Here is a 20,969-nt window from a genome sequence, read left to right on the forward strand (position 1 = left end):
GGTTTCTTCCCCTGCCAGACCGCAGGCGCGGTCCGTCATTCCTCGCGGATCAAGAAACCCTCCCTCCGCCGCCCGGCGCTTCGCTGGGCCGCGGCACTTCGCTTGCGGTTCCGGCCTCGGCCCGCGTGATCGGGTTCGCCGTCAGGCCGCGAGAGGCGCGGCCCCAAACCGATGGAGACCACCATGGACCTGATCCTTCACCCCGAAGACACCTTCGAGCCCCACCATACATCCTCCCCGACCGACCGCTTCATCTACGAGATGCAGGTCTTCGGCTATCGCCCCTTCCAGGACGAACCCGATCCGCGGCCATTGCCGGAGGAGCCCCAAGTCCGCTCATCGATCACCACGCTCTTCGACGCCCTCGCAGAAATGCTCGGCGACACCCGCCTGGAGCCCGATCTCGAAGACCTTTTCTGGTCGATCCCCAATCTCTTCCATCGCGCCGGCGAACGGATCCAGCGCGAACTCGATCGTAACGAAGAGGCGCAACGCACCGGCCAGCGCGAGCAGGACGGCTCGGAGGTGAAGAGCGTCGAACTCGAACGCCTCATCGCCGAAGGCATCACGCTCCTGGAACGCCGCAACAGCTTCGAGTTCATGCGCGACTTCAGTGCCGACCTGTACGAGGCGCAGACCGGATCGTCCTGGCGGCCGCGCAGCGGCTCCAAGGTCAACCACGCCAACATGACGGCGGCGATGATCGACAGCCGGGACTTCCTCTCCGCCCGACGCCGCGCCGAAACCGAGGTGCTGATCCCTGCCGGAACCAAGATCGCATTCGCCGGCGGTATGGACTACAACGATCATGAGCGCATCTGGGCCAAGCTCGATCAGGCGCATGCTAAGCATCCCGACATGGTGCTCTTGCACGGCGGCTCGCCGAAAGGCGCTGAACGCATCGCCGCCTGCTGGGCGGAGGCGCGCCAAGTGACGCAGATTACCTTCAAGCCCAACTGGACCAAACATGCCAAGGCTGCGCCCTTCCGGCGCAATGACGAGATGCTTTCAGTCATGCCCGCCGGATTGATCGTCTTTCCCGGAAACGGCATCACCGGCAATCTCGCCGACAAGGCACGCCAGCTCGGCATCCCGGTCTGGCAGGCTTCAGGAGACGGCGCCTGATAGCCTGTGTCAAAACGCAAGCATCTCCAAGGTGGGTCGCAGGCGTGCAGGCGCGCCCGACCCACGCCTCCGTCCGGGGTCTCGCTTCGCCAGCCATCATCCTCAGCGGGACCAAAGTCGGGGCGATCCGCCTCCTATCGGAAGGAACTGCGGGGCGCTTGTCGTGATTGTTACCGCGCCTTGGTTGGCTCGGCCCCCCGCAGGGCGATTGCGATGATGTTGATCGGCTCGCTTTGAGGACGGGCGGAGGCAGGATCGCGGCACGTCGATCGGTTGTCGCCACCATTAGCGGTTGAAGCCGAAAGCGCGGCCCACACGGCAACGCCGAAACCTCTTTTCAATCGAACGCACAAAGTAAGACGAGGCGACGCTTCAGACGTATACCGCCGGCAACATCGACTATGCTCGGATCATCGCACTTGCCGGTGAGGGGTCGCCCTCACTCGGCCGTCCAGGGATCGATGACTTCAAGACCGGCGGCATGAAACGCGCTGGCGTCACGGGTCGCGACTGCGAAGCCCTTAGATGCAGCGATGGCCGCAATGTAGCCGTCGGGTGTCGGGAATCCCTTCCCCGATGCACGGGCCGAAGATCCGAGATTGGCATAGTGTTTGGCGGCATCGAGATCGAAGGGCAAAATTCGTCCCTCGAACAGGCCGATCCAGACATCGAGAGCCTCCGCGAGCCTCTGCTTGCGCTGACCATCGGGCATGGTGCGGATGCCGAACATGGCCTCCGCGATCGTGATACTCGAAAGATGGAGGGTCTCGGCAGCTTGCTCGTCGAGCCAGCGCTGTACCATTTGGCTCGGAAAAGGCTTCATCGTCTCCGAGACGACATTGGTGTCTAGCAGAATCATTCGAAGCTCATGGGATGGGCTGGCGTGCGATCAAAGGTCTGCTCAAGGGCATCGACGTCCTCGTTGGTGAGGCCGATGCGACGACTGGCCTCGGCGAGTGCCGTGCCGAGACGGAGACGGGTTGCAGGCCGAACGGCCATTTCCAGAATGTCGCGCATTTCGGCCTCGGCGCTGCGGCCATGCTGTGCCGCACGGATCTTGATGGCGCGATGCGTTTCCTCGGGTATGTTTCGGATTGTTACGGCGGGCATGATAGCACCTCCTGCATAACTGATAGGAATGATGGCAGTATGGAGATTTTGCCATCATATTTCAAGATCAACGTTGAAGAGGGCCTCTGAATCGTAGCCGCCATCATTATGTCTCTCAGGATCGCCCTGTGTGACCTGAAGCCGGGATCACGCATTCAGGACGCCGACGTGTTAGCTGGCATCGGCATGAAGATGCGCTCGATCGGCTGGCGCGCGGCGAAGGCTACGACGATGAGCCATGAACTTCGCCTCAGCCAGGTAACCGGTTATCCCTGTCTTCGGGAATGGCAGGATGTGCGCGGTGAAAAAGCAAGGCAGTCCGATCCTCGGCCGCTTCAGCAAGGCCTTCATGATGTGGCTGCCTTACTTCAGGGGTGGCACTTCTGCCGCCTGGACTGATGTCCGTCGCGGCGCTGCCTTCAGAGCAGGCTTCATCCACGTCCCGACGGTCTAGGATCCGGGTGGGTGCAGCCGCGTGTCGAGCGCGAACGCCTCCTGGAATTCGAGCGCATAGGCACCTGCCCCGCCACCCGCTAGAAAGATCAGGTTCCAGCTGTGCGTCGAGACCGCACTGGGGACCGCGACGAACGGGTGTCGGCGCAGCAGCGCGTCTCCGAAGGCCTGTTGTCCCGCGCCGGGAATGCCCGGCCGCAGCCAGTTGGGATTGGGTACGGTCGCCGGATCAACGACGTGGACATCGGTGGGGTCGGCAACGACGGCCGCCGTTATCATGTGGGCGACCGTATCGAGTGCCCGGAATCCCTTGTGCACCGCCACCTCAAGGATCGCCGTCGCTGGATCGAGCGAGCAGTAGACCGCCCGCACGCCCTTGCTGTTCCAGCGTCCGCCAACCCGATAGGCGCCTTCGCCACTATCCCATGTCGCCGCATGGATGGCTTGATCGAGCCGCCATGCCACAAGCCTGGTTCCGCCGAGCGCAATCGGTAGAAGGGTCATGCATAGACGCCGTATTCAAGGCGGTCGAGATGATCCTCGACCAATTCGACGCCGGCGGGCGTGCCGAGAAGATCGATCGGCCGGCGCTGATCAAGCCCGATCGCTGGGCGTTCCAGCCATTGCTCGGCCTCCGCCTGCGAGCCGAAGACATCCGTCGCCTTGGCAAGGATCTCGGCGAACTTCCAGGCCCGGCCGCTCTGTTCCTGGCTGAGCGGCTTGGACAGCGCGTCCTTCCGGCGCTGCCAGGTGCGCAGGCTCATGCCGACCGCTTTTTCCAGCGATTCGTTCTTGCCTATGACGACAAGATTGCCGACAAGGTGATCGAGCGCTGAGGCCGGCAAGCCGTGCAACAGCAGTTCATGCGCATCAAGCACACTGGTCAACCGGCGCGCAAGCACCCGCGAACCGCCTAGCAGGGCTTCGATCTTCTGCAATTTTCCACCAGCGACTGTTGTGGAACGGGCTTTAGCTGCGAGGGCCATTATCGTTCTCCACGTCAAGTGTCGCGTACAATATGTCATCTGTCGTGGTGTATTTCAAGGCGGGGCGCATCCGGCCCGGTCACACTGGGATCATGACGTTCCCGATCACTCGCGTCCCCTCGGCTTGGCCGGTGGCGGGGGTCCGTTGATCCGAATGCCACTCACGCATGCCACGAGCGCGGTACTTGGCGGGGTCCGCAAGGGCAGCCAGGGCGAGGTCTCCGGCCGACGTCGCAATCAAGGACCATTCCCGTTCTTTATGTCGCCTTTCTAAGGGACCGGCCGCGATCAGCGTCAACCCCGCAAGGGGGTTCCCCTCCGCTAAAGCTTCGGTGACGCCCGCGGCGCAGCCCCTTCTTCGGGCGCCATCGGGAATGGTCCCGATGCAACGAAGGAGACAATCCCATGGCTACTACGATCGCAACCCTAACCGAAAAGACCGACGGCACTCTCGAAGGCGTCTTCGCCACCATCCGGGTCAACGCCCCGATCGCCCTCGTCCCGAATGCCAGCAAGGCGAGCGAAGAGGCCCCTGATTACCGCATCATCCATCGCAAGACCGGCTTTGAGATCGGCGCAGGCTGGAACCGCATCTCCCGCCAGACCGGCGAGGAATACATCTCCACCAAGCTCGAAGCGCCTGAGATCGGCGTGATCTTCGGCAACGTCGCCCCGGCGCCCGGCGGCGAGCCGGGCAAGAAGGTCATCCTCTGGAACAGCCCGGCCTGATCCAGATCGCCGGCCCCGACATCGGGGTCGGCCTCCCCATTCCAAAGGAGACCGCCATGAGCCGCTACACAATCACTGTCACCCGGACCGCATCCCGCCACTCAGACCCGGATGCCATCATCGGCTACGACCGTCCGCTTCAGACGTTCTTCCTCCAGGCATTTCCGGATGCCGATGGCGAGGATCTGGAGCTCTGGCTGGGTACGGAGTTTCGGGAGTTCGAAACACTGTCGCAACTGCGCACCGCGGCAATCGCGCGCGGTTTCGACTTCATACCTCTGGCATCCGGCATTCTTCACAGGCTGCTGGACGATCACGCCCGTGAAGCGCATCACGTTGTCAGCGATACGATTATTCAGGATCTTATAAACGTGACATCTGCCTGCTGATGCAAGCCTAGAACGAAACAGCCCGGCACGCTTGCCGGGCTGTTTTTTTTGCTTGCCTGGTAAGATTACTTGTTCAGCGCATCCTTGAGAGCCTTGGCAGGCGTAAAAGCCAGCTTTTTCGCGGCGGCAACCTTGATCGTCGCGCCAGTCGCCGGGTTACGCGCCTCGCGCTCCGGAGTGTCCTTCACCTTGAATTTGCCGAAGCCGGGCAGCGATGTCTCGTTGCCGGCCACGGCCGCCTCGGTGATCGAAGCGATCACCGCCTCTACGATAGCTTTTCCCTGAACCTTGGTGAGGCCATGCTCGCTGGCAATCTTGTCGGCAATTTCATTGGTCGTGGTCATTTTCTTCTCCGCATCGTGTCAGATGCAGAATCCCTGCCATTGTCGACCGGGTCTGTCATCGACACGCCGCGGCAAATCGTTCGCAAAGCCCGGGATCTCCACAGTTATTCACTTAATCACACGTCAGTTACCCGAAGACGGGTATCGAGCCCGTCCTCGGGTCAGGGTGCGATACGGAGAGGAAATGTCTGCTCAGTCCGTCTGAGGATGCCATGGCGGCATGCCGGCCTCAAGGACGAGCGGTGCCCCCAATTTTGCCTCCGCTCCGGTACCCTGCGCTCCAACAAAATCGGCTCCCCCACTCGCCGGCTCCGCCGGTCGCTGGCGCGATCCTTGACCCGGCCACGCCCCCATGACCGCGCGCGTCGTCTTTCACAAACGTCAAGGAGACGACGACGATGCTTCTGGAACAACACATTGAAGAACTGCGAGCCGAATTGCGAAACGCCGTGTACCGCGACGAACGCCGCGAAATCGAGGTCGAGCTGGAACTAGCATGCGCCGAGTTGGCGGTGATCATGGCCGAGCAGGAGGGTGTCATCGACATCGAGCCGCCCTTCTGAGGCGGCTTTTGCCCTGTCGTCTGGTCTGACGCGCCGGATCCACCGGCGGTTCAAACCCGAAGCTTCGCTTTGCATCCGCGGTCACCGGAACGGGCCCCGTTTCCTGATTGAGGGAAGCGGTGGGATCCGCATTCGTCTTTAACGCCGGGCCATCCCGTGGGAACAGCGTCGCCCCTTGGCGCACCCTTCGCTATCTGTCAGCATTTCAGCTTGCCGGACAGGCGGTTTCGGCCTGTATCCGCGCGACCGTCTCTTTCGCAGAAGCTGAAGAAAGAGCCTGACCGCTTCTTCCTCCCGCGCGAAATGATGCTCCCGCCTTTGACCCTTCGCGCCGATACGACCCCATCGACGGATGAGACATGTCTCGCCGAACAGGTTGGGCTCGATCGACATGGCATAATAGCGGGCCATGTTTTTCCTGTCGTCGATGCGTTCGACATAGATCTGGTAGGATTGTGCAATCATGAAACGGAGAATCGGACAAGGCGGACTCCGCGTCCAACGACATATTTGAATCGGTCTGCCTTGATTGATTCATGCTGATGATGGGTTTCCGAGGGATGATCTGAGTTCTCCATAATCGACGAGGACTGTTCGAAGCCCATTGATTGACTGGCGAGCCTGCCCATGGCCTCGAAACCTGGGTCAACGTTGTCCATGAGATCGCCCCCATTCGTGACAGACATGATCTGCATGAGATATGCCGCCATGATGTTCTGGAAAGTCGGAAGGATCACCTTTCCCTTTAGCTCTTCATCAAAGAACGCCGACCAGGATACGGGCGCTTTCGCGAGTTTGTCCTTGCGCCACAGAAGAGAAAGATACTGGACCTCGTGGACGGCTCCGCAGGCTCCGGCGATGCCGCTGATCTTCGGATTCAGTTTCGCGATGTTCGGTACGGTTTCGGTTGAGAACTTTTCGAGAAGGTTATCGCGACACCCGTCGAGCGACTGAGAGGCAGTCATGACGACGACGTCAAAGCCTGGCCGGCCGCGTGTCGCCTTGATTTTCGCGTAATCTTGCGACGCGGACCCCACGGCGTCATAAATAACCTTCACATTGAACTCTTTTTCAAAGGGTTCAATGATCCGGCTGCGGATAATCTCTTCGTAGGGTCCGCCGTAGCTGTTGACGATCAACTGCTCGGAACTCGCCTTGTCGGCCATCGTCACTGTTACACTTAATGTAACAAACAGAATTTTCCATTTCATAGTTCACCCTCACGTTTGTCTGGTTGACTGGCGTTTCGGAGACTTTGCGAAAGAATTGCGTCCCAGTTCCAATATTAGTTTTCGATGATTGATCGAATTTGACGAATAATAGCGCTCCCGATATCCTTGGAGTGAAGCAGGCGATCGACATCGCCGCCTCTGCCGCGTGCAGACAGGAGATCGGTTCCTTCAGGGGACAACGGCCGCAGTTTGGAGGCTGTGGGTGGCAGGAGAGAAAAGACAGGCGAGGCCTTGCGAAGGTCGCAAAACACGCCGAACCAGAAACGGTACCGGACCTCATCACCGTGGCTGCGCGCGTCGATGGCGCACCACGCCGCAATCGTCGCGGCCTGCAGGCTATATTGATCGCGCAGCACCTCGAAGGCGACAGCAGCATGTATTCCGTCGCAAACGTCGACGGGTGCGAAGGGTAGGGACGGCAATGCAGCAGATTGTTCCGACATGACGACTCTCCATTGAGAGTCCGGCCGAGTTTCGAAGTCGCTTGTGGCCGGACATTGCCTTGGCGACCCTCGCCGTCCGGATGCACATCGACTGTCATGTCGGCTAACAGGATAGATCAGGCTGGCGCCAGGGGGAAGCCTTATAGTTCAATTCACATACCTGTGGTCGCTTACGTCCGACGGGACGATCCATTCTGCTCTCGGCGTCGCGTCCTTTGGCTGATATGAGCAGTGTGCAGTGGTCATGCCGTCGCATAATCGAACGGGTCACGGGTGCCGTCTAGATTTAAGACCGAACCTTCCAGAGATGCTGGCGGTAAGGCTCGCCTCACTTTTGTCGGGTCGAGTGGTTCGCGCGTTGCCGCGGCGCCGGTTATGGATCGAATGTCGAACTGACATTCTTGGACTTCCTGCCAGCGCTGCCTCCCGGTTGGACGATAGTCATCGCACGGCCAAGAAACAGGCCCCGTCTCGGCGTGCGGCCTGGTGAAATGTCTTTCACATTTCTCAAAGGATACTGCGTGCCAAGCATGCTGCCCGACCTTGGTCCACTTTATTCCCGACCTTGGTCTGATCGAAGGGAGACGAAAGTTATTTCGCGTGTCTGCTGAAGTCCCGTCAAACCTTTTTGTCAAAAATTTGGGCTTGACCGTCCAAGGTGTAGTGACGACTTGTAAGGGCTCAAAGTTTTGCCCATCGGTGCGGTCAGATTTCCGCAGCCTTAGCATACAGATCGAACCCGAAGGAGCCTGGAGGTGTTACCACGCCGCAAACTGATCGCCGTTTTCCCGTGTCTGCTGTTGACCCTCTTTAACACGGCTCTTCCCTATACGATCAAAATTCACGGATTATCCGCTGCATTTCACGAGCAGTTGGCTGAGGCCGGAAACGGTAATGGTGGTGGCAATGGCAATGGCGGCGGTGGCGGCAGCGGAGGAGGTGGCGGCGGCAATGGAGGGGGCAGCGGAAACGGAGGCAGCAACGGTAACAGTGGCGGCAATGGCAACGGTAATTCGGGCGACAAGGGAAACAATAACAGCCAGTCGTCAGGCACCGGAAAGGCTGCGAAAACCGAGGCCGATGTCGACGACGCGGCGAATGCAGGTCGCGGTACTTTGACTGTCCGCCACAAGGATGGCATCAGCGAAAGCGTTCAGCGCGGCCGATACGTGATGAAGGATGCAAAGGGCAGAACAATCGTCAATCGCGATGCAACATTCTCTGACGAGCAGCGGCTCAGGGCCTTCCTCCGCTAACGGCGCCGGTCAATCTCGTCACGAAATGCCATCGCGGCTTCCGTCCGGTTGCTCACGCCGAGCTTGGTAAAGATCTGTGTCATGTGATGTTTTATCGTCTTTTCGTGCAAATCCAGTTTCAGCCCAATATGCTTGTTGCTTAACCCTGCAGATGCCAGCTCGAGCACTTCCCGTTCGCGCTCCGTGAGCGCGACAAAGGGATTGGCTCGGGCGCCTGACCCGGTTTGGGAAATCAGACGTGCCGACAGTGTCGGAGCGACGTAACTTTCACCTGCCGCGACGGTTCGAATGATATCAGCCAGTGCACGGGACCCGACTCCTTTCAGGACGTAACCATTGGCCCCGGCCCTTAGAGCTGTCATGACGTCATCGCCTGCCTCGGAAACCGTCAGCATCACGATCTTTTGGGCCGGGACCTGTTCAAGTATGAGCGGGACAGCTTCCAGCCCGCCTCCAGGCATGGAGATATCGAGCAGCAGGATGTCCGGTCGGTGCTCCGCGGCTATGCGCAGCGCATCGTCCCGGTTGCTACCCTCGCCAACGATCTTGAATTCGTCCATTTCGGTCAGGCTTCGGATAACACCTTCCCTGAAGAGAGGGTGATCGTCCACAACTGCCAGACTGATCTGCTCCTCGGTCATGCCTGTTCCATTTCCTCGATGTTAAGCGACATCCGCACGATGGTCCCACGATCGGATGAAAAGAGATGGAAGACTCCGCCCAGGCTTTCAACGCGGTCCCTAAGACCGGCGAGGCCGAGTTTCTCGGGTGAAACGTCGCTCATTCTGAAACCGTGCCCTTCGTCCGCTACTTCGACGGTAACTTGGCTGCCTTCGGATGATTGTGTAACCTTTTGTCCAATGCCGCCCGCATGGCGATAGCCATTGTTCAGGGCCTCCTGAACAAAACGATAGATACAAATCTTTGCAGCCCTGGAAAGATACGCAGGTGTTTCGTTGAGTAAGAGGTCGACAGTGACGCCCGTGCGCTGCTCGTGGGCAACAATCGCGCGCTTCAGCAGCGCGGCGAGGCTGTCCGTTTCTATGTGCGGTAACATCAGCCCGCTGCAAATGCCCCTGATTTCTGCCATGGCGTCATCGAGGCTTGTCTTGATGTTCGTCAAGGACGTTTCCCGCTCCTCGGCAGGTGTACGAGGATCGGCGAGCTTCGGACTGTCGAGGCGCAAGGATGCATAGGCGACCAATTGTGCGGGACCGTCGTGCAGGTCGGCACCGATGCGGCGCAAGTAACTCTCGTTAAGGGACGTGGCCCTTTGTGTCGCACGCTGAACACGCGCGCGTAAGGCCTCGTTCTGCCGCAGCAGGGCGGAGAGTTCATCGATGCGGTCATTGAGGGCCCTGCGCTGGCTGTCGATGGTTCGGCTTCCACGAAGGACTATAATCGACAAGAGGCCAAAAAATATGGTCGTGAACGCCGCGACCGCGAGCCAGCTCAGGAGGCGGGCCTGTTTAAGACTCCATTCGAATTCGTCGGCGACCTCAAAAAATTCAGAGACGGCGACGACGTTGCCCGACCACGGCTGCAAGACCGGATTGTAGATTTGCAGAAGTGGCTTTTCGCTATCGCGTTCGGCATCGCTCTCGACGCCGTCGATCCGATTGAACCTCGCTGTCATCCGGCCGGTAAAGGCCGTTTTAAGGTCGCCGGACAGTGGGAGCTGCTTGCCGGAAAGGCTTTTTTCGCTGGAATAGAGAATAGTACCGTCGCTGCGCCAGAGCCGAAACGAAAACAGTCGTTTCCCAAGTGCGCCCTGCCCAAGGGTCTCATCCAGGGCCCGTGTTATCGAATCGTCCAGGCTCTGGGTGGTTTGCATGTCAGGCAACAGAGGAGCAATCACGCTGTCGACGTAAAGCGCGGTCGTTGCCGCGGAGTTCCGCGTCACGGCGTTTTCGATCAGACTGGCAACGAAATAGCCCACGACCACCATTGCGCAGATCGCGACAAAACCACCCGCAAGCAGGAACTGCCGTGCGAGTGACTGGGAATTCCAGCGTGCCACCGGGCTCGTTATCGGCGCCTCCTGGTTAGGGCCTGTCCGCAGAATGCGCATTATCAGCACTCATCTCCCAATCCTTCATAGCTACCCGTCAACGCAGGGTGTCCACCATGCCCGCGGGAGGCACCGGTTTCCCCGATGTGAGCTCGTCGTCCGGTCCATACAATCAGCGACCATCGGTCGTGATCAATCGGACTATGGTCCGAATGCCCAGGGCATAGGTCGGAGTGGAGTAGAAACCCGAGATTTCGGCAATATTGTAGTGCGTAACGATTTGCTGGCACCGCGGCTCTGCGCAAGCGGTGACCGACCATGAAAAGGACCTGCACATGAAAATCTCCTCGCTGATCGGTACCGCAAGCCTTGGGCTCGTCCTCGCCCTTGCCCCCATGGCGGGAGATACTCCCGGCTTCACGCACGCAGCATTTGCGAAGGACGGGAGCGGCGGCGGTAATGGCGGCGGCAATGGCGGTGGTAATGGAGGAGGAAACGGCGGTGGCAACGGGGGAGGCCATGGCGGAGGGAAATCCGGCGCCGGCGAAAGCCGGGCGTCCTCGAATTCATCCGCGCACAAGGGCTCTTCGGCACCATCGAAATCGCATCATCCCGACAAAACTTCAAAATCTCATGCCGAGAAATCCAAAACGCACAGCGCAAAGCCCGGCACCGGTAGCCTCAACTCGATGAAGAGAAACTACCATGCCTATCTGAATTCCCAGGACCCCAAGATGGCGGCGCTTGCAGCCTACGTGAAGGCATATGCGGAATTCGAAATTCAGTACGGGGTGGGGGCCGTGCCCACAGACCCCGCGCTTAGCGAAGCTGCCCTTGTCTCGGCGCTGGAACAGTTGGCAAACAGGCCGGTCACCGACGGGGAGCTTGCCGAAGCGAAGAGCATTTTAGGCGCTGGAACAGAAACAGGGAAAATCGCGGAGGTTCGCGACGCTCTCGAACAAGAAGACGGAAACTGAGAGACACCCGTAAAGGGGTGGCACGCCTGGACCTGCCTTCGTGTGCGATCAGGAACTCACCTACGTGGCTGCAAGTTTTCTGTCCTGCGCCTTGAGAGTTTGGTGTCGGTCGACCGCATTTAATTGCCGGAGTAATGACCGGCACTATCGCCGGATCAAGTTGCCCGCCGCGAGCTTGATCCGGCGATGTCATATAGGCGACCCGTTTGCCGTGAAGTTGGCTGCCGCTAACATGCGCAAGCCAACGATAATGATCGGCGACAATGGAGATCTCGTGCGTGGTTACGGCCCACTTAAGGCCGATAGCCGGAGATCAGCCCCTGGCCGAAGCGGTCAAATGTGACTGGGCTGGTCTTTTCAGAAGCGTTACGCTCTCTGACACTCGCAAGTCGTCGCATCGCATATCCCATTTTCTCGGCTATCCGAAACGATGACGCGTTATCTTCATCGATTCCGTCGGTTCGCTAGAGCAACTGCTCCAGGCGGTGCGCGCGAACGGCAGGAACGTTCCCTCAGTCAACCGCGCCCGGCGAGCGTCACGCGTGTTTCGAATATCACTTTCCAGTCCCTGTCAGTCCTGCGTTGAGAACACCTTTTGAAGCCGACCCACGTCCGAGAAAAGATGTCGGTTCATGGCCCCTCTTTAGGTTCACAAGAGGGGCGCGTCAGCGGACAGATTATCTTCTTCAAGGTGCGGCGTCCCAACCGGCCGCTTCTATGATCGATCAACTGTAGGCAGCCTGACTGCGTTAGCCCTTTATAAGGATCATTCCAGGTAAACGGCCTCGCATCCGCAATCTTGACCACCAAATCGGACTTTCTGGCAGGCTTGGACCGGGTCGATCATTGCAAACCGATCCTGCGTGAGCTAGTTAACGTCATCCACAAGGACCCGGTGAAACTCCGGGTGGCTCTTCTGGCCGCCGATCCGCCAGACAACACAGCAACGCAACCTATGCCATTTCGAGGACCGAGTTTCGCTCGGCCCGTTGCCTCAACTGTGAAAAATATTCCTATGCAAACTCTTTCAAACTACCGTCAGGAGTGGTTCTCCAACATCCGTGGCGACGTACTTTCGGGTATTGTCGTCGCTCTCGCGCTTATCCCGGAAGCGATAGGCTTCTCGGTGATTGCGGGTGTCGATCCCAAGGTCGGCCTCTACGCTTCCTTCGCAATCGCCTGCGTGACGGCCTTTGTGGGCGGCCGGCCGGGCATGATCTCTGCCGCCACGGCGGCGACCGCTGTCGTCATGATCTCGCTGGTCAAGGACCACGGTCTTCAGTATCTCTTCGCCGCCACCATCCTGATGGGCATCATCCAGATCGCTGCGGGATGGCTGAGGCTGGGCCGCGTGATGCGCTTCGTTTCACGTTCCGTCATCACAGGCTTCGTCAATGCGCTTGCGATCCTGATCTTCATGGCCCAGTTACCCGAACTCGTGGGGGTTCCGACGCTCACCTACATGATGATTGCAGGCGGTCTTGCCATCATCTACCTCTTTCCATACGTGACCAAGGCGATCCCATCGCCGCTTGTGGCCATCGTGGTTCTCACGGCCATGGCCTGGTGGTTCGGCATGGACCTGCGCACGGTCGGCGACCTTGGCGAACTTCCCTCTTCGATCCCATTCCTGATGCTTCCTCAGGTTCCGTTGACCTGGGAGACGCTGCAGATCATCTTCTCATACTCGGTGACACTTGCTGCTGTCGGCCTGCTGGAATCGCTGCTTACCGCGCAGATAGTCGATGATATGACGGACACGCCCAGCAACAAGAGCCAAGAATGCGTTGGACAGGGCGCGGGGAATATCGCCTCGGCACTGATCGGCGGCATGGGCGGATGCGCCATGATCGGACAATCGGTCATCAACGTAACATCTGGTGGTCGAGGACGTCTTTCAACCTTCGTGGCTGGTTCTTTCCTGCTGTTTCTGATCGTCGTCCTCAACGATCTCGTCCGGATCATCCCCATGGCCGCGCTTGTTGCGGTTATGATTATGGTTTCAATCGGCACTTTCTCCTGGAGGTCGATCGTCGATCTGAGACGTCACCCGCTTCCGTCGTCCTTCGTCATGCTGGCGACCGTCGTCACCGTCGTTGCAACACATGATCTGGCGAAAGGCGTGATCGTTGGCGTCCTGCTGTCCGGCATCTTTTTCGCTGGCAAGGTAGCCCGTCTGTTCAAGGTCACGCGGCTGGAGAATCCCGAACAGAACAGTGTCACCTATGCAGTAGTTGGACAGGTCTTCTTTGCGTCGGCAGAAGCCTTTATCCAAGCTTTCGACTTCACCGATAAGGGCAAACGGATCATCATCGATCTCACAAGGGCCCATCTCTGGGACATCACCGCAATTGGCGCGTTGGACAAGGTCGTATTGAAGCTCCGTCAGGCGGGCAACGAGGTCGAGGTTCTCGGATTCAACGAAGCGAGTGCTGATATGGTTGATCGCTTCGCGCTGCACGACAAGGATGAGCGGCGCGCGGCAAGCGCCGCACTACACTGACCGCCTGCATCCGTGCGCCTTGATGTTGTGGGCGAGCGTCATGGATCGAACCGAATTACGGCGGACCTGAAGGTGTCGATGGGCGCCGTTGCGGCGCGCTTCGCTTTTACAGTTGCACCCGGGCCTGATGGCTGGCGCAACGACCTGCACCGATCATACCGCCCTGACGGCCCGAGATTGAAGGAAGGGAGACTGGTCTTGTTGCCGCTCGAGGAATGCCGGTAGCACGGTCAGGCAAGAAGGTTTAAAGGTGACATTGCGGCAAGATGATCGAGATGAAAACTGACTCTAGCGAGGCCGCAACAGATCACGCGTACACCTCGCAGCGGTCAACGATTGCAGCGCTGTTCAGAGAATAAATAGCTGGTCGCTTTTACGCGCGCTGCTTACTCTTTGGAACGTGATTCAGGGTGGAAAGAAGCGCAACCCGGGACAACCACATAATGCGTCTGGCTTATTGCTCATGTCGACAACTGACACTAACGGCGAAAGGCGAACCGGTGAAGGTATCAATCTGCCACTGCCAGGCATGCCAGCGCCGTACCGGCTCCGCGTTCGGCGTTGCCGTGTTTTACGGGGCGGGCCAGGTGACCGCAGCCGGCAACCATAAGGCATTTCTACGCCGGGGCGAAAGCGGAAAGGAGTTGGAGTTCCGCTTTTGTCCTTGCTGCGGATCTACGGTATATTGGCTCCCGGAATTCCGGCCAAACCTCGTCGCGATTGCCCTTGGCTGTTTTGAGGATCCATCAGGCATCGAACCGACACAGAGCGAATATGAAGCAATGCAATTCCCTTGGGTCTCTTTGTGTTTGCGAAGTGAGGGATCCCATTGACCCGCCGCGTTTGCGACCGCAAGCCTCTACCATGACTCCGGCGCGACGTTAGCTTCCGGCCCTCGTCGCCTGCATGTATTATCATAACCTACTTTTTGTGGTTTCCCGAAAATGCGGCCGTCAATCCGAGGCCGATGTAAATGGACCCGCTGACCCAGCGTTCAGCTTTAAGGTAGACCGGGCTGCGCTTCAGCCAGTTACCCGCCGTCCCGGCAGCGAGTGCATAGGCGCCGTCCGTGAGCACTCCGATCACTGTGTAAAGAACCCCGAGGAACGCAACCTGCATTGCCACATGGCCACGCTGGGGCTCAACAAACTGCGGCAGAAAGGCGAGGAAGAACAACGCGGTTTTCGGATTGAGGAGGTTGACCAGGAAACCCTCGCGGAAAATGCGTCCGCGACTGCGCGGCTGGTCTGCGCCGTTAAAATCGGGAATGCTCGCGGGACCGAAAAGCTTCTTGAAGCCCAACCAAATCAGGTAGGCCGCGCCGGCATACTTCACCACGCTGAAGGCGATCGCGGAAGACGCCAGGAGCGCCGACAGCCCTGCAGCAGCCGCGGCGACATGCACGAGTGTGGCCGCGTGAATGCCCAGAATCGAGACGAGGCCAGCAGAACGGCCCTGCTCGACCGAGCGGGCGAAGATGTAAAGAACCGCCGGCCCAGGCACGAGAAGCAGAACAAGCGTGGCGCTGACGAACAGGCTGAGATTGGCCGCGCCGGGAATTATCGAATCCATGATTGTGTCACTCCCCTCTGTGGCGATAGCAATAGCATTGAAAACCGTTCGATGCGAGACCGGCTTGTTGTGCCGCCATCCAATGGTTCAGTGAGTATGGAGTTCGCACGTCACGTTGATGTCTTCGAACGAACCAGCTTCAGTGGCGGCTTGAACTACTATGGCAACCTCGATGTGAACCGGTACCTGTGACGCTCGCTCCACGGTTTAAACGCGGGCCTTCCGGCTGTTTATATCGTGGGAGAGCGGTACCTCGCTTGAATATGCCAGGCCCGCGGGAAATCATCGACAAAATGCCGAAACTTGTTCCCGACCTGACACGGAGCTACGCAATACCGGATTGTGGTCGTTAGGCGCCGCGGGAAAAATCCCGCGACGTTAGACGCAATGATTGCCTTTGCGAGGTCTATATGGGCTTGCGAATTAGACTGTCGCACAGCAAAATCGGGCGAACGTCGTTAGTTTTGTTCCGGCCGGATCACCCTCTTTGCTAGGCTCTGGTCCAGTTGAAGCAGCCGAGGGGCAGAGCGGCGTTGCTTACCAACAGTGCACCGTGGCGATAGAGTTCCAAGGGATTTCCATCCGCCGGCATATCCACTGCCCACAATTGGCCCGACGGGTCAGAGGCAATTATCCTGCCGTTTACCGCGGCAATGGCAGCAAAGGCATCCAGCTCGCTTGTGCCGGGTGAGAAAAGTACCGTCACCTGTGATTGACCGGACGGCGGCAGCAAAGCAAGCGGGCCCGCAGTCAGTGCCGCCACGACGAGCAAAACCGGCGATCTGGGTACACCACCTCCCCTTCTTGACCCGCTCCGGCGCAGTATCCAGCCAATGGTCAAAGGGATAAGTCCAAACATGGCAAACCAGAGCAAATCCCAAAAAAGCGGGTTATCCACGTCCATACGGACCCGGTGAATTCCCAGCAGCCAGTGTGACACAATACTGTCAAGGACATGCCATCCACCGAAGCCGACGACGGCATTGGCAAACAGAAACCGATCCGCTCCTGGAGCAGGGAATTCATTACGGGCTCGCCAGAGCAAGCAAAGGCCAACGATAGCAACGAGGTACATCAGCGCATGAAAAATACCATCCCAGAGAATGAGAAGGCGAATATCGAGGCGTGCCTGCTCAAGACCACTTAAAAGATGATGCCATTGCAACAACTGGTGCAACACAATGCCATCGAAGAACCCGCCGAGACCAAAGCCCAGCATATAACCGGCCCATCGAAACTCTCCGGAAAAGGGCCGGAGGCTTGCTTCAGCTCCTGCGTCTGTCATTGATTTCCCTCCACTCCATTGCCATTCCAACCTCAGGAACGGCCCAATGTTCCGCAGTGTCCGTAGTTGCATGAGCCGGTCGCACGGGGCTTTGGAGCTGCGGCTGCTTATGTATCAAGAGGCAATCGCGAGGATCAAAACGGGGAGCGGCTAGCGGCTGACTTGGGTCGCGGAAGTGCTTGCACAACACGTATTCGTAACGGCGCGAATGAGCGGGGGCTCCACAACAAAAGGTCAAGCCGTTCCAGGAACCACGCGCAGCAAGCGACAGATCGGGCGAGGGTGCTCTGCGACGTTCGCTTTTCCGTGAAGCCGCTTCAGGTGACTGGCGGCCGGGGGCGGGCCTACCCGGACCAATGACTTCGGCCGCGTCTAATGACAAGCCAGACGCAAGCGAGTTGCTCCAGGTTGTGAGTAAAGGAGAATCGAATGTCTGCAATCGACCGGATTGGCGGAACCGCCGCGATTTACACACGTTTACGGCCGCAGGAGGTCACTCACACAGGCCTCGACCGGGCTGCTGAGCGGCCCGTTGCAACTTCTTTCGGGGGCGCCCCCGCGCCCCTCTCCTCCAATCTTGCAAATGTACTCTGGTCGCTTCAGGGAGAACCGGCCGGACACATTGATGAGGCGCCTCTGCAGAACGGCGGGCCAAGCCCGGAGGAAGAACTGAGCAAATGGGCGCATATGAGCCTCGGCGAAAAAATCAGGGCGCAGTATCTGGAGGCGCGCGGATTAACGGAAAGCGATCTTGCCGCAATGTCGCCCGACGAGCGGAAGGCGATGGAGGACGAGATCAAGAACGCGATCATGGCTGCGCTGGAGAATACTGGCGAGGACCACACACGCCGGAGGCCGTGATCCAGCCCCAAAACGGAAGAGGTTTAGCCCCGCCGGTGCGACCGGATGAAAAGCAGTCCCTCGACGGGTGGATGCTCCCCGGCGCATGCCCGTTGCTTTTGCGCCTATATCCCCCTCCGCCCGAGTGTTGTGTCGGTTACCTGTCACTGCAGACGGAACTCGCCGTCAATGCGACGCCATTCATTCGGCCCAATCAAACGCTGGTGGGTAAAGCGGACGGAGTGAAGGGGGCCGTCGAGCCTCGTTTGCCAAAAGTCAAGGAACTTGTGCATTTCGGGGAAGTCCGGGGCCAGGTCATAATCCTGCCAGACAAAGGTCTGGAGCACGGCCTCGAAATCCGGGATCCGATAAAGGATGTGGGCAGTGGTGAGGCCATAGCCATTGAGCTGGCGTTCGAGATCGGATGAAAACTGCATGCTTCATCTCCTTTCGTGACACGACAAAGTGTGGCGCAAAATTTTCCAGGTATCAACGGTCTTCTCAACGCGAACCGTCAGAATTTCGTTCCTTTTCAGCGCATTAGCAGCAGGCGATCATGAGTGCTGATTTTTTTGCGTCGACCTCTTGAAATTCAAAAATCGCCAAACCAGATTTTTGCGCGCGAACGCTCGGACGAGGTTCGCACTTCCGGGTCGGCCACCCCCGGCCCGGTAAGAACAGACGTCATCTTTTTTGTCTCACGGAGGAAAATATGTCGTTCCGACCGCTTCATGACCGCATTCTCGTCCGCCGGGTCGAATCCGAAGAAAAGACCAAAGGCGGTATTATCATCCCCGACACTGCCAAGGAAAAACCGCAGGAGGGCGAGGTCATCGCCGTTGGGCCCGGTGCGCGCAACGATGCCGGACAGATCCAGGTGCTCGACGTCAAGGTGGGCGACCGCATCCTGTTCGGCAAATGGTCAGGCACCGAGATCAAGATCAATGGCGAAGACCTGCTGATCATGAAGGAAAGCGATGTCATGGGCATCATCGGCGCCCAGGCTGAGCAGAAGAAAGCCGCCTGAGCGTCTTACCCTACACCCATCAGTCAGATAGCTGCCTATTGAGGAGTTAAAAAAATGGCTGCCAAAGAAGTCAAGTTCCACACCGATGCCCGTGAACGCATGCTGCGAGGGGTCGATGTGCTCGCTAATGCCGTGAAAGTCACCCTTGGCCCCAAGGGTCGTAACGTTGTTATCGACAAGTCTTTCGGCGCACCGCGCATCACCAAGGACGGCGTGTCGGTCGCGAAGGAAGTCGAGCTTGAAGACAAGTTCGAGAATATGGGCGCGCAGATGCTGCGCGAAGTCGCTTCGAAGACAAACGATCTGGCCGGCGACGGCACCACGACCGCAACTGTCCTCGCCCAGGCGATCGTCAAGGAAGGTGCCAAGGCGGTTGCCTCCGGTATGAACCCGATGGACCTGAAGCGCGGCATCGATCTTGCGGTCGATGCTGTCGTCAAGGAGCTGAAGACCAACGCTCGTAAGATAACCAGCAATTCCGAAATCGCCCAGGTTGGAACAATCTCTGCGAACGGGGATACGGAGATCGGCCGTTATCTTGCCGAGGCAATGGAGAAGGTCGGCAACGAAGGCGTCATCACCGTGGAGGAAGCAAAGACCGCAGAAACCGAACTTGAAGTCGTCGAAGGCATGCAGTTCGACCGCGGCTATCTGTCGCCCTACTTTGTCACCAATCAGGACAAGATGAGGGTCGAACTTGAGGATCCCTATATCCTTATCCACGAAAAGAAGCTCTCGAACCTGCAGGCCATGCTGCCGGTCCTCGAAGCCGTGGTCCAGTCGGGCAAGCCTCTCCTCATCATCGCTGAAGACGTCGAAGGCGAAGCCCTTGCAACGCTCGTCGTCAACAAGCTGCGTGGCGGCCTCAAGATCGCTGCCGTCAAGGCGCCTGGCTTCGGCGACCGCCGCAAGGCCATGCTGGAAGACATCGCCATCCTGACCGGTGGTACCGTCATCTCCGAAGACCTTGGCATCAAGCTTGAAAACGTCACGCTCAACATGCTCGGACGCGCCAAAAAGGTGGCTATCGAGAAGGAGAACACCACCATCATCGACGGCGTAGGTTCCAAGTCCGAGATCGACGGGCGTGTTGCGCAGATCCGCGCTCAAATCGAGGATACCACTTCCGACTATGACCGCGAAAAGCTGCAGGAGCGTCTCGCCAAGCTCGCCGGCGGCGTTGCCGTCATCCGGGTTGGCGGCTCGACGGAAGTCGAAGTAAAGGAAAAGAAGGACCGCGTCGACGATGCGCTGCACGCCACTCGTGCGGCGGTAGAGGAAGGCATCCTGCCTGGCGGTGGCGTCGCGCTGCTGCGCGCTGTCAAGGCGCTCGACAATCTCGGTACGGCCAACCAGGATCAGAGGGTCGGCGTTGATATCGTCCGCCGTGCAATCGAGGCACCCGTCCGTCAGATCGCCGAAAACGCCGGCGCGGAAGGCTCCGTTATCGTCGGCAAGCTGCGCGAGAAGACGGACTTCTCCTTTGGCTGGAACGCACAGACAGGCGAATACGGTGATCTCTACGCGCAGGGCGTTATTGACCCGGCCAAGGTCGTTCGTACTGCGCTTCAGGATGCCGCCTCTGTAGCAGGCCTTCTGGTGACGACCGAAGCGATGATAGCCGAAAAGCCGAAGAAGGATGCCGCGCCTGCACCCGCCGGAGCGGGAATGGACTTTTGATGGAAGGGGGCGCCCAGAGGGCGCCCCCTGTTTGGTGCTCCGTGAGTAACGATGCGGAGCCTGACCAGCCAAATACCAGCGCGAGTCCTCTTCTGCAAATTCGCGGGCGTCTGGATGAACGCAGTGAAGGCGGCCGGTGGGCTGTTCCTCCCGGAATAATAAAGGGCCACGGGCGTCAGGAGCGGCGTCCACTCCTCCAATATGTGCGTCAGTCGTCCAGCCCCAACCCTTCGCGGCAAAGGTTTCTGCGAAAGCGAAATCGACCACACGAAACTTTCACCAGGAAATAAATCGGTTCCGCCGAGGTTTTTCCATTCTGCTGTCAGTCAGGGTGGAATGCTGCGCGGTTGACATGGCGACCTCGTCGCAGTTCGACTGCCCGAATTTCGGAACGGATGCGACATCGACTGAGGAGGGGCCTGTTTAATGTCTCCTGGCTTTGCA

General features: G+C 58.8%; 24 protein-coding genes, 1 pseudogene and 1 other annotated feature. Of the genes and pseudogenes, 12 read left to right on the plus strand and 13 right to left on the minus strand.

All coding sequences use genetic code 11. The features are described from left to right. The first annotated feature begins 183 nt into the window (after positions 1–183). On the plus strand, positions 184–1,125 hold the full coding sequence (locus EYD00_RS25155) for a DUF2493 domain-containing protein (RefSeq protein WP_034499705.1): 942 nt from the start codon (positions 184–186) through the stop codon (positions 1,123–1,125). A gap of 439 nt (positions 1,126–1,564) precedes the next feature. On the opposite strand, the gene EYD00_RS25160 is transcribed toward EYD00_RS25155, so the two are convergent. Further along, positions 1,565–1,984 (minus strand): type II toxin-antitoxin system VapC family toxin, encoded by a 420-nt coding sequence (locus EYD00_RS25160; protein ID WP_006699040.1) that lies wholly within the window; start codon positions 1,982–1,984, stop codon positions 1,565–1,567. Continuing rightward, positions 1,981–2,235 carry a FitA-like ribbon-helix-helix domain-containing protein gene (locus EYD00_RS25165; RefSeq protein WP_006699039.1) on the minus strand — a complete coding sequence of 85 codons (255 nt, stop codon included), beginning with the start codon at positions 2,233–2,235 and terminating at the stop codon, positions 1,981–1,983. The genes EYD00_RS25160 and EYD00_RS25165 overlap by 4 nt, the downstream gene beginning before the upstream one ends. 168 nt (positions 2,236–2,403) lie before the next feature. On the opposite strand from EYD00_RS25165, the gene EYD00_RS25170 reads away from it, so the two are divergent. Continuing rightward, entirely contained in the window at positions 2,404–2,634 is a 231-nt protein-coding gene (locus EYD00_RS25170) for a hypothetical protein (RefSeq protein ID WP_128636328.1), read from the plus strand. 51 nt (positions 2,635–2,685) lie between these two features. On the opposite strand, the gene EYD00_RS25175 is transcribed toward EYD00_RS25170, so the two are convergent. Continuing rightward, complete coding sequence (locus tag EYD00_RS25175) at positions 2,686–3,192, minus strand: RES family NAD+ phosphorylase (RefSeq protein WP_034499708.1); 507 nt, start codon at positions 3,190–3,192, stop codon at positions 2,686–2,688. After that, positions 3,189–3,674, minus strand: coding sequence for an Xre family toxin-antitoxin system antitoxin (gene parS, locus EYD00_RS25180; protein ID WP_034499710.1), 486 nt, complete (start codon positions 3,672–3,674; stop codon positions 3,189–3,191). Before parS ends, EYD00_RS25175 begins: the two co-directional genes overlap by 4 nt. Before the next feature lie 405 nt (positions 3,675–4,079). Here parS and EYD00_RS25185 point away from each other — a divergent pair, with 405 nt between their 5' ends. Beyond that, on the plus strand, positions 4,080–4,403 hold the full coding sequence (locus EYD00_RS25185; RefSeq protein WP_034499714.1) for a DUF736 domain-containing protein: 324 nt from the start codon (positions 4,080–4,082) through the stop codon (positions 4,401–4,403). Between the two features lie 56 nt (positions 4,404–4,459). Further along, a complete protein-coding gene (locus tag EYD00_RS25190; protein WP_034499718.1) occupies positions 4,460–4,792 on the plus strand; it encodes a hypothetical protein in 333 nt (110 codons plus the stop codon). Positions 4,793–4,857: 65 nt separating this feature from the next. Here EYD00_RS25190 and EYD00_RS25195 read toward each other — a convergent pair whose 3' ends face one another. Beyond that, positions 4,858–5,136 (minus strand): HU family DNA-binding protein, encoded by a 279-nt coding sequence (locus tag EYD00_RS25195; RefSeq protein ID WP_006699033.1) that lies wholly within the window; start codon positions 5,134–5,136, stop codon positions 4,858–4,860. Positions 5,137–5,534: 398 nt separating this feature from the next. Between EYD00_RS25195 and EYD00_RS26045 the strand changes: the two genes are divergently transcribed. Continuing rightward, positions 5,535–5,699 (plus strand): hypothetical protein, encoded by a 165-nt coding sequence (locus EYD00_RS26045; protein ID WP_022557193.1) that lies wholly within the window; start codon positions 5,535–5,537, stop codon positions 5,697–5,699. Between the two features lie 138 nt (positions 5,700–5,837). Here the strand turns inward: EYD00_RS26045 and EYD00_RS25200 are convergent, their stop codons facing one another. The 3 genes and pseudogenes from EYD00_RS25200 to EYD00_RS25210 form a co-directional block, all read right to left on the minus strand. Then, positions 5,838–6,164 carry a WGR domain-containing protein gene (locus tag EYD00_RS25200; protein WP_051674328.1) on the minus strand — a complete coding sequence of 109 codons (327 nt, stop codon included), beginning with the start codon at positions 6,162–6,164 and terminating at the stop codon, positions 5,838–5,840. 104 nt (positions 6,165–6,268) lie between these two features. After that, a pseudogene (locus EYD00_RS25205) lies at positions 6,269–6,865 on the minus strand (extracellular solute-binding protein); the annotation flags it as partial. A gap of 119 nt (positions 6,866–6,984) precedes the next feature. Continuing rightward, the gene (locus EYD00_RS25210; RefSeq protein WP_034499720.1) at positions 6,985–7,374 is read right to left on the minus strand and encodes a Y4oE-related protein; all 390 of its coding nucleotides are present in this window, start codon (positions 7,372–7,374) and stop codon (positions 6,985–6,987) included. Between the two features lie 755 nt (positions 7,375–8,129). Here EYD00_RS25210 and EYD00_RS26050 point away from each other — a divergent pair. Further along, complete coding sequence (locus EYD00_RS26050; protein WP_034499723.1) at positions 8,130–8,630, plus strand: hypothetical protein; 501 nt, start codon at positions 8,130–8,132, stop codon at positions 8,628–8,630. On the opposite strand, the gene EYD00_RS25220 is transcribed toward EYD00_RS26050, so the two are convergent. Both EYD00_RS25220 and EYD00_RS25225 read right to left on the minus strand, forming a co-directional pair. Beyond that, positions 8,627–9,271 carry a response regulator gene (locus EYD00_RS25220; protein ID WP_034499726.1) on the minus strand — a complete coding sequence of 215 codons (645 nt, stop codon included), beginning with the start codon at positions 9,269–9,271 and terminating at the stop codon, positions 8,627–8,629. The two genes, EYD00_RS26050 and EYD00_RS25220, sit on opposite strands and share 4 nt — an antisense overlap. Then, positions 9,268–10,701 carry a sensor histidine kinase gene (locus tag EYD00_RS25225; protein WP_051674330.1) on the minus strand — a complete coding sequence of 478 codons (1,434 nt, stop codon included), beginning with the start codon at positions 10,699–10,701 and terminating at the stop codon, positions 9,268–9,270. The genes EYD00_RS25220 and EYD00_RS25225 overlap by 4 nt, the downstream gene beginning before the upstream one ends. Before the next feature lie 275 nt (positions 10,702–10,976). Here EYD00_RS25225 and EYD00_RS26055 point away from each other — a divergent pair, with 275 nt between their 5' ends. The 3 genes from EYD00_RS26055 (at position 10,977) to EYD00_RS25245 (ending at position 14,954) form a co-directional block, all read left to right on the plus strand. Continuing rightward, positions 10,977–11,618 (plus strand): hypothetical protein, encoded by a 642-nt coding sequence (locus EYD00_RS26055; protein WP_034499729.1) that lies wholly within the window; start codon positions 10,977–10,979, stop codon positions 11,616–11,618. An 885-nt stretch (positions 11,619–12,503) separates the two neighbouring features. Beyond that, positions 12,504–12,559 (plus strand) — a sequence feature (sul1 is cis-regulatory element that is thought to sense ions involved in sulfur or methionine metabolism; They are found in Alphaproteobacteria). A gap of 74 nt (positions 12,560–12,633) precedes the next feature. Next, on the plus strand, positions 12,634–14,121 hold the full coding sequence (locus tag EYD00_RS25240) for a SulP family inorganic anion transporter (protein WP_034499732.1): 1,488 nt from the start codon (positions 12,634–12,636) through the stop codon (positions 14,119–14,121). 443 nt (positions 14,122–14,564) lie between these two features. Next, the gene (locus EYD00_RS25245; protein ID WP_081859582.1) at positions 14,565–14,954 is read left to right on the plus strand and encodes a GFA family protein; all 390 of its coding nucleotides are present in this window, start codon (positions 14,565–14,567) and stop codon (positions 14,952–14,954) included. 88 nt (positions 14,955–15,042) lie between these two features. Here EYD00_RS25245 and EYD00_RS25250 read toward each other — a convergent pair whose 3' ends face one another. Next, a complete protein-coding gene (locus tag EYD00_RS25250) occupies positions 15,043–15,693 on the minus strand; it encodes a LysE family translocator (protein ID WP_034499734.1) in 651 nt (216 codons plus the stop codon). A 490-nt stretch (positions 15,694–16,183) separates the two neighbouring features. Next, positions 16,184–16,978, minus strand: a complete 795-nt coding sequence (locus EYD00_RS25255; RefSeq protein ID WP_034499736.1) for a DUF2243 domain-containing protein — start codon at positions 16,976–16,978, stop codon at positions 16,184–16,186. A 429-nt stretch (positions 16,979–17,407) separates the two neighbouring features. Between EYD00_RS25255 and EYD00_RS25260 the strand changes: the two genes are divergently transcribed. Next, positions 17,408–17,839, plus strand: coding sequence for a hypothetical protein (locus EYD00_RS25260; RefSeq protein WP_034499739.1), 432 nt, complete (start codon positions 17,408–17,410; stop codon positions 17,837–17,839). A gap of 143 nt (positions 17,840–17,982) precedes the next feature. Here EYD00_RS25260 and EYD00_RS25265 read toward each other — a convergent pair whose 3' ends face one another. Then, positions 17,983–18,255: an usg protein gene (locus EYD00_RS25265; RefSeq protein ID WP_006699025.1), complete on the minus strand. Its 273-nt coding sequence runs from the start codon at positions 18,253–18,255 to the stop codon at positions 17,983–17,985. A 275-nt stretch (positions 18,256–18,530) separates the two neighbouring features. On the opposite strand from EYD00_RS25265, the gene groES reads away from it, so the two are divergent. Together groES and groL are read left to right on the plus strand one after the other, a co-directional pair. Next, positions 18,531–18,845, plus strand: a complete 315-nt coding sequence (gene groES / locus EYD00_RS25270; RefSeq protein ID WP_006699024.1) for a co-chaperone GroES — start codon at positions 18,531–18,533, stop codon at positions 18,843–18,845. Positions 18,846–18,899: 54 nt separating this feature from the next. Then, positions 18,900–20,525: a chaperonin GroEL gene (gene groL, locus EYD00_RS25275; protein WP_034499741.1), complete on the plus strand. Its 1,626-nt coding sequence runs from the start codon at positions 18,900–18,902 to the stop codon at positions 20,523–20,525. The last annotated feature ends 444 nt before the right edge of the window (positions 20,526–20,969 follow it).

This window comes from Agrobacterium sp. 33MFTa1.1 (genome assembly GCF_004328495.1).
Classification (GTDB): domain Bacteria; phylum Pseudomonadota; class Alphaproteobacteria; order Rhizobiales; family Rhizobiaceae; genus Agrobacterium; species Agrobacterium pusense.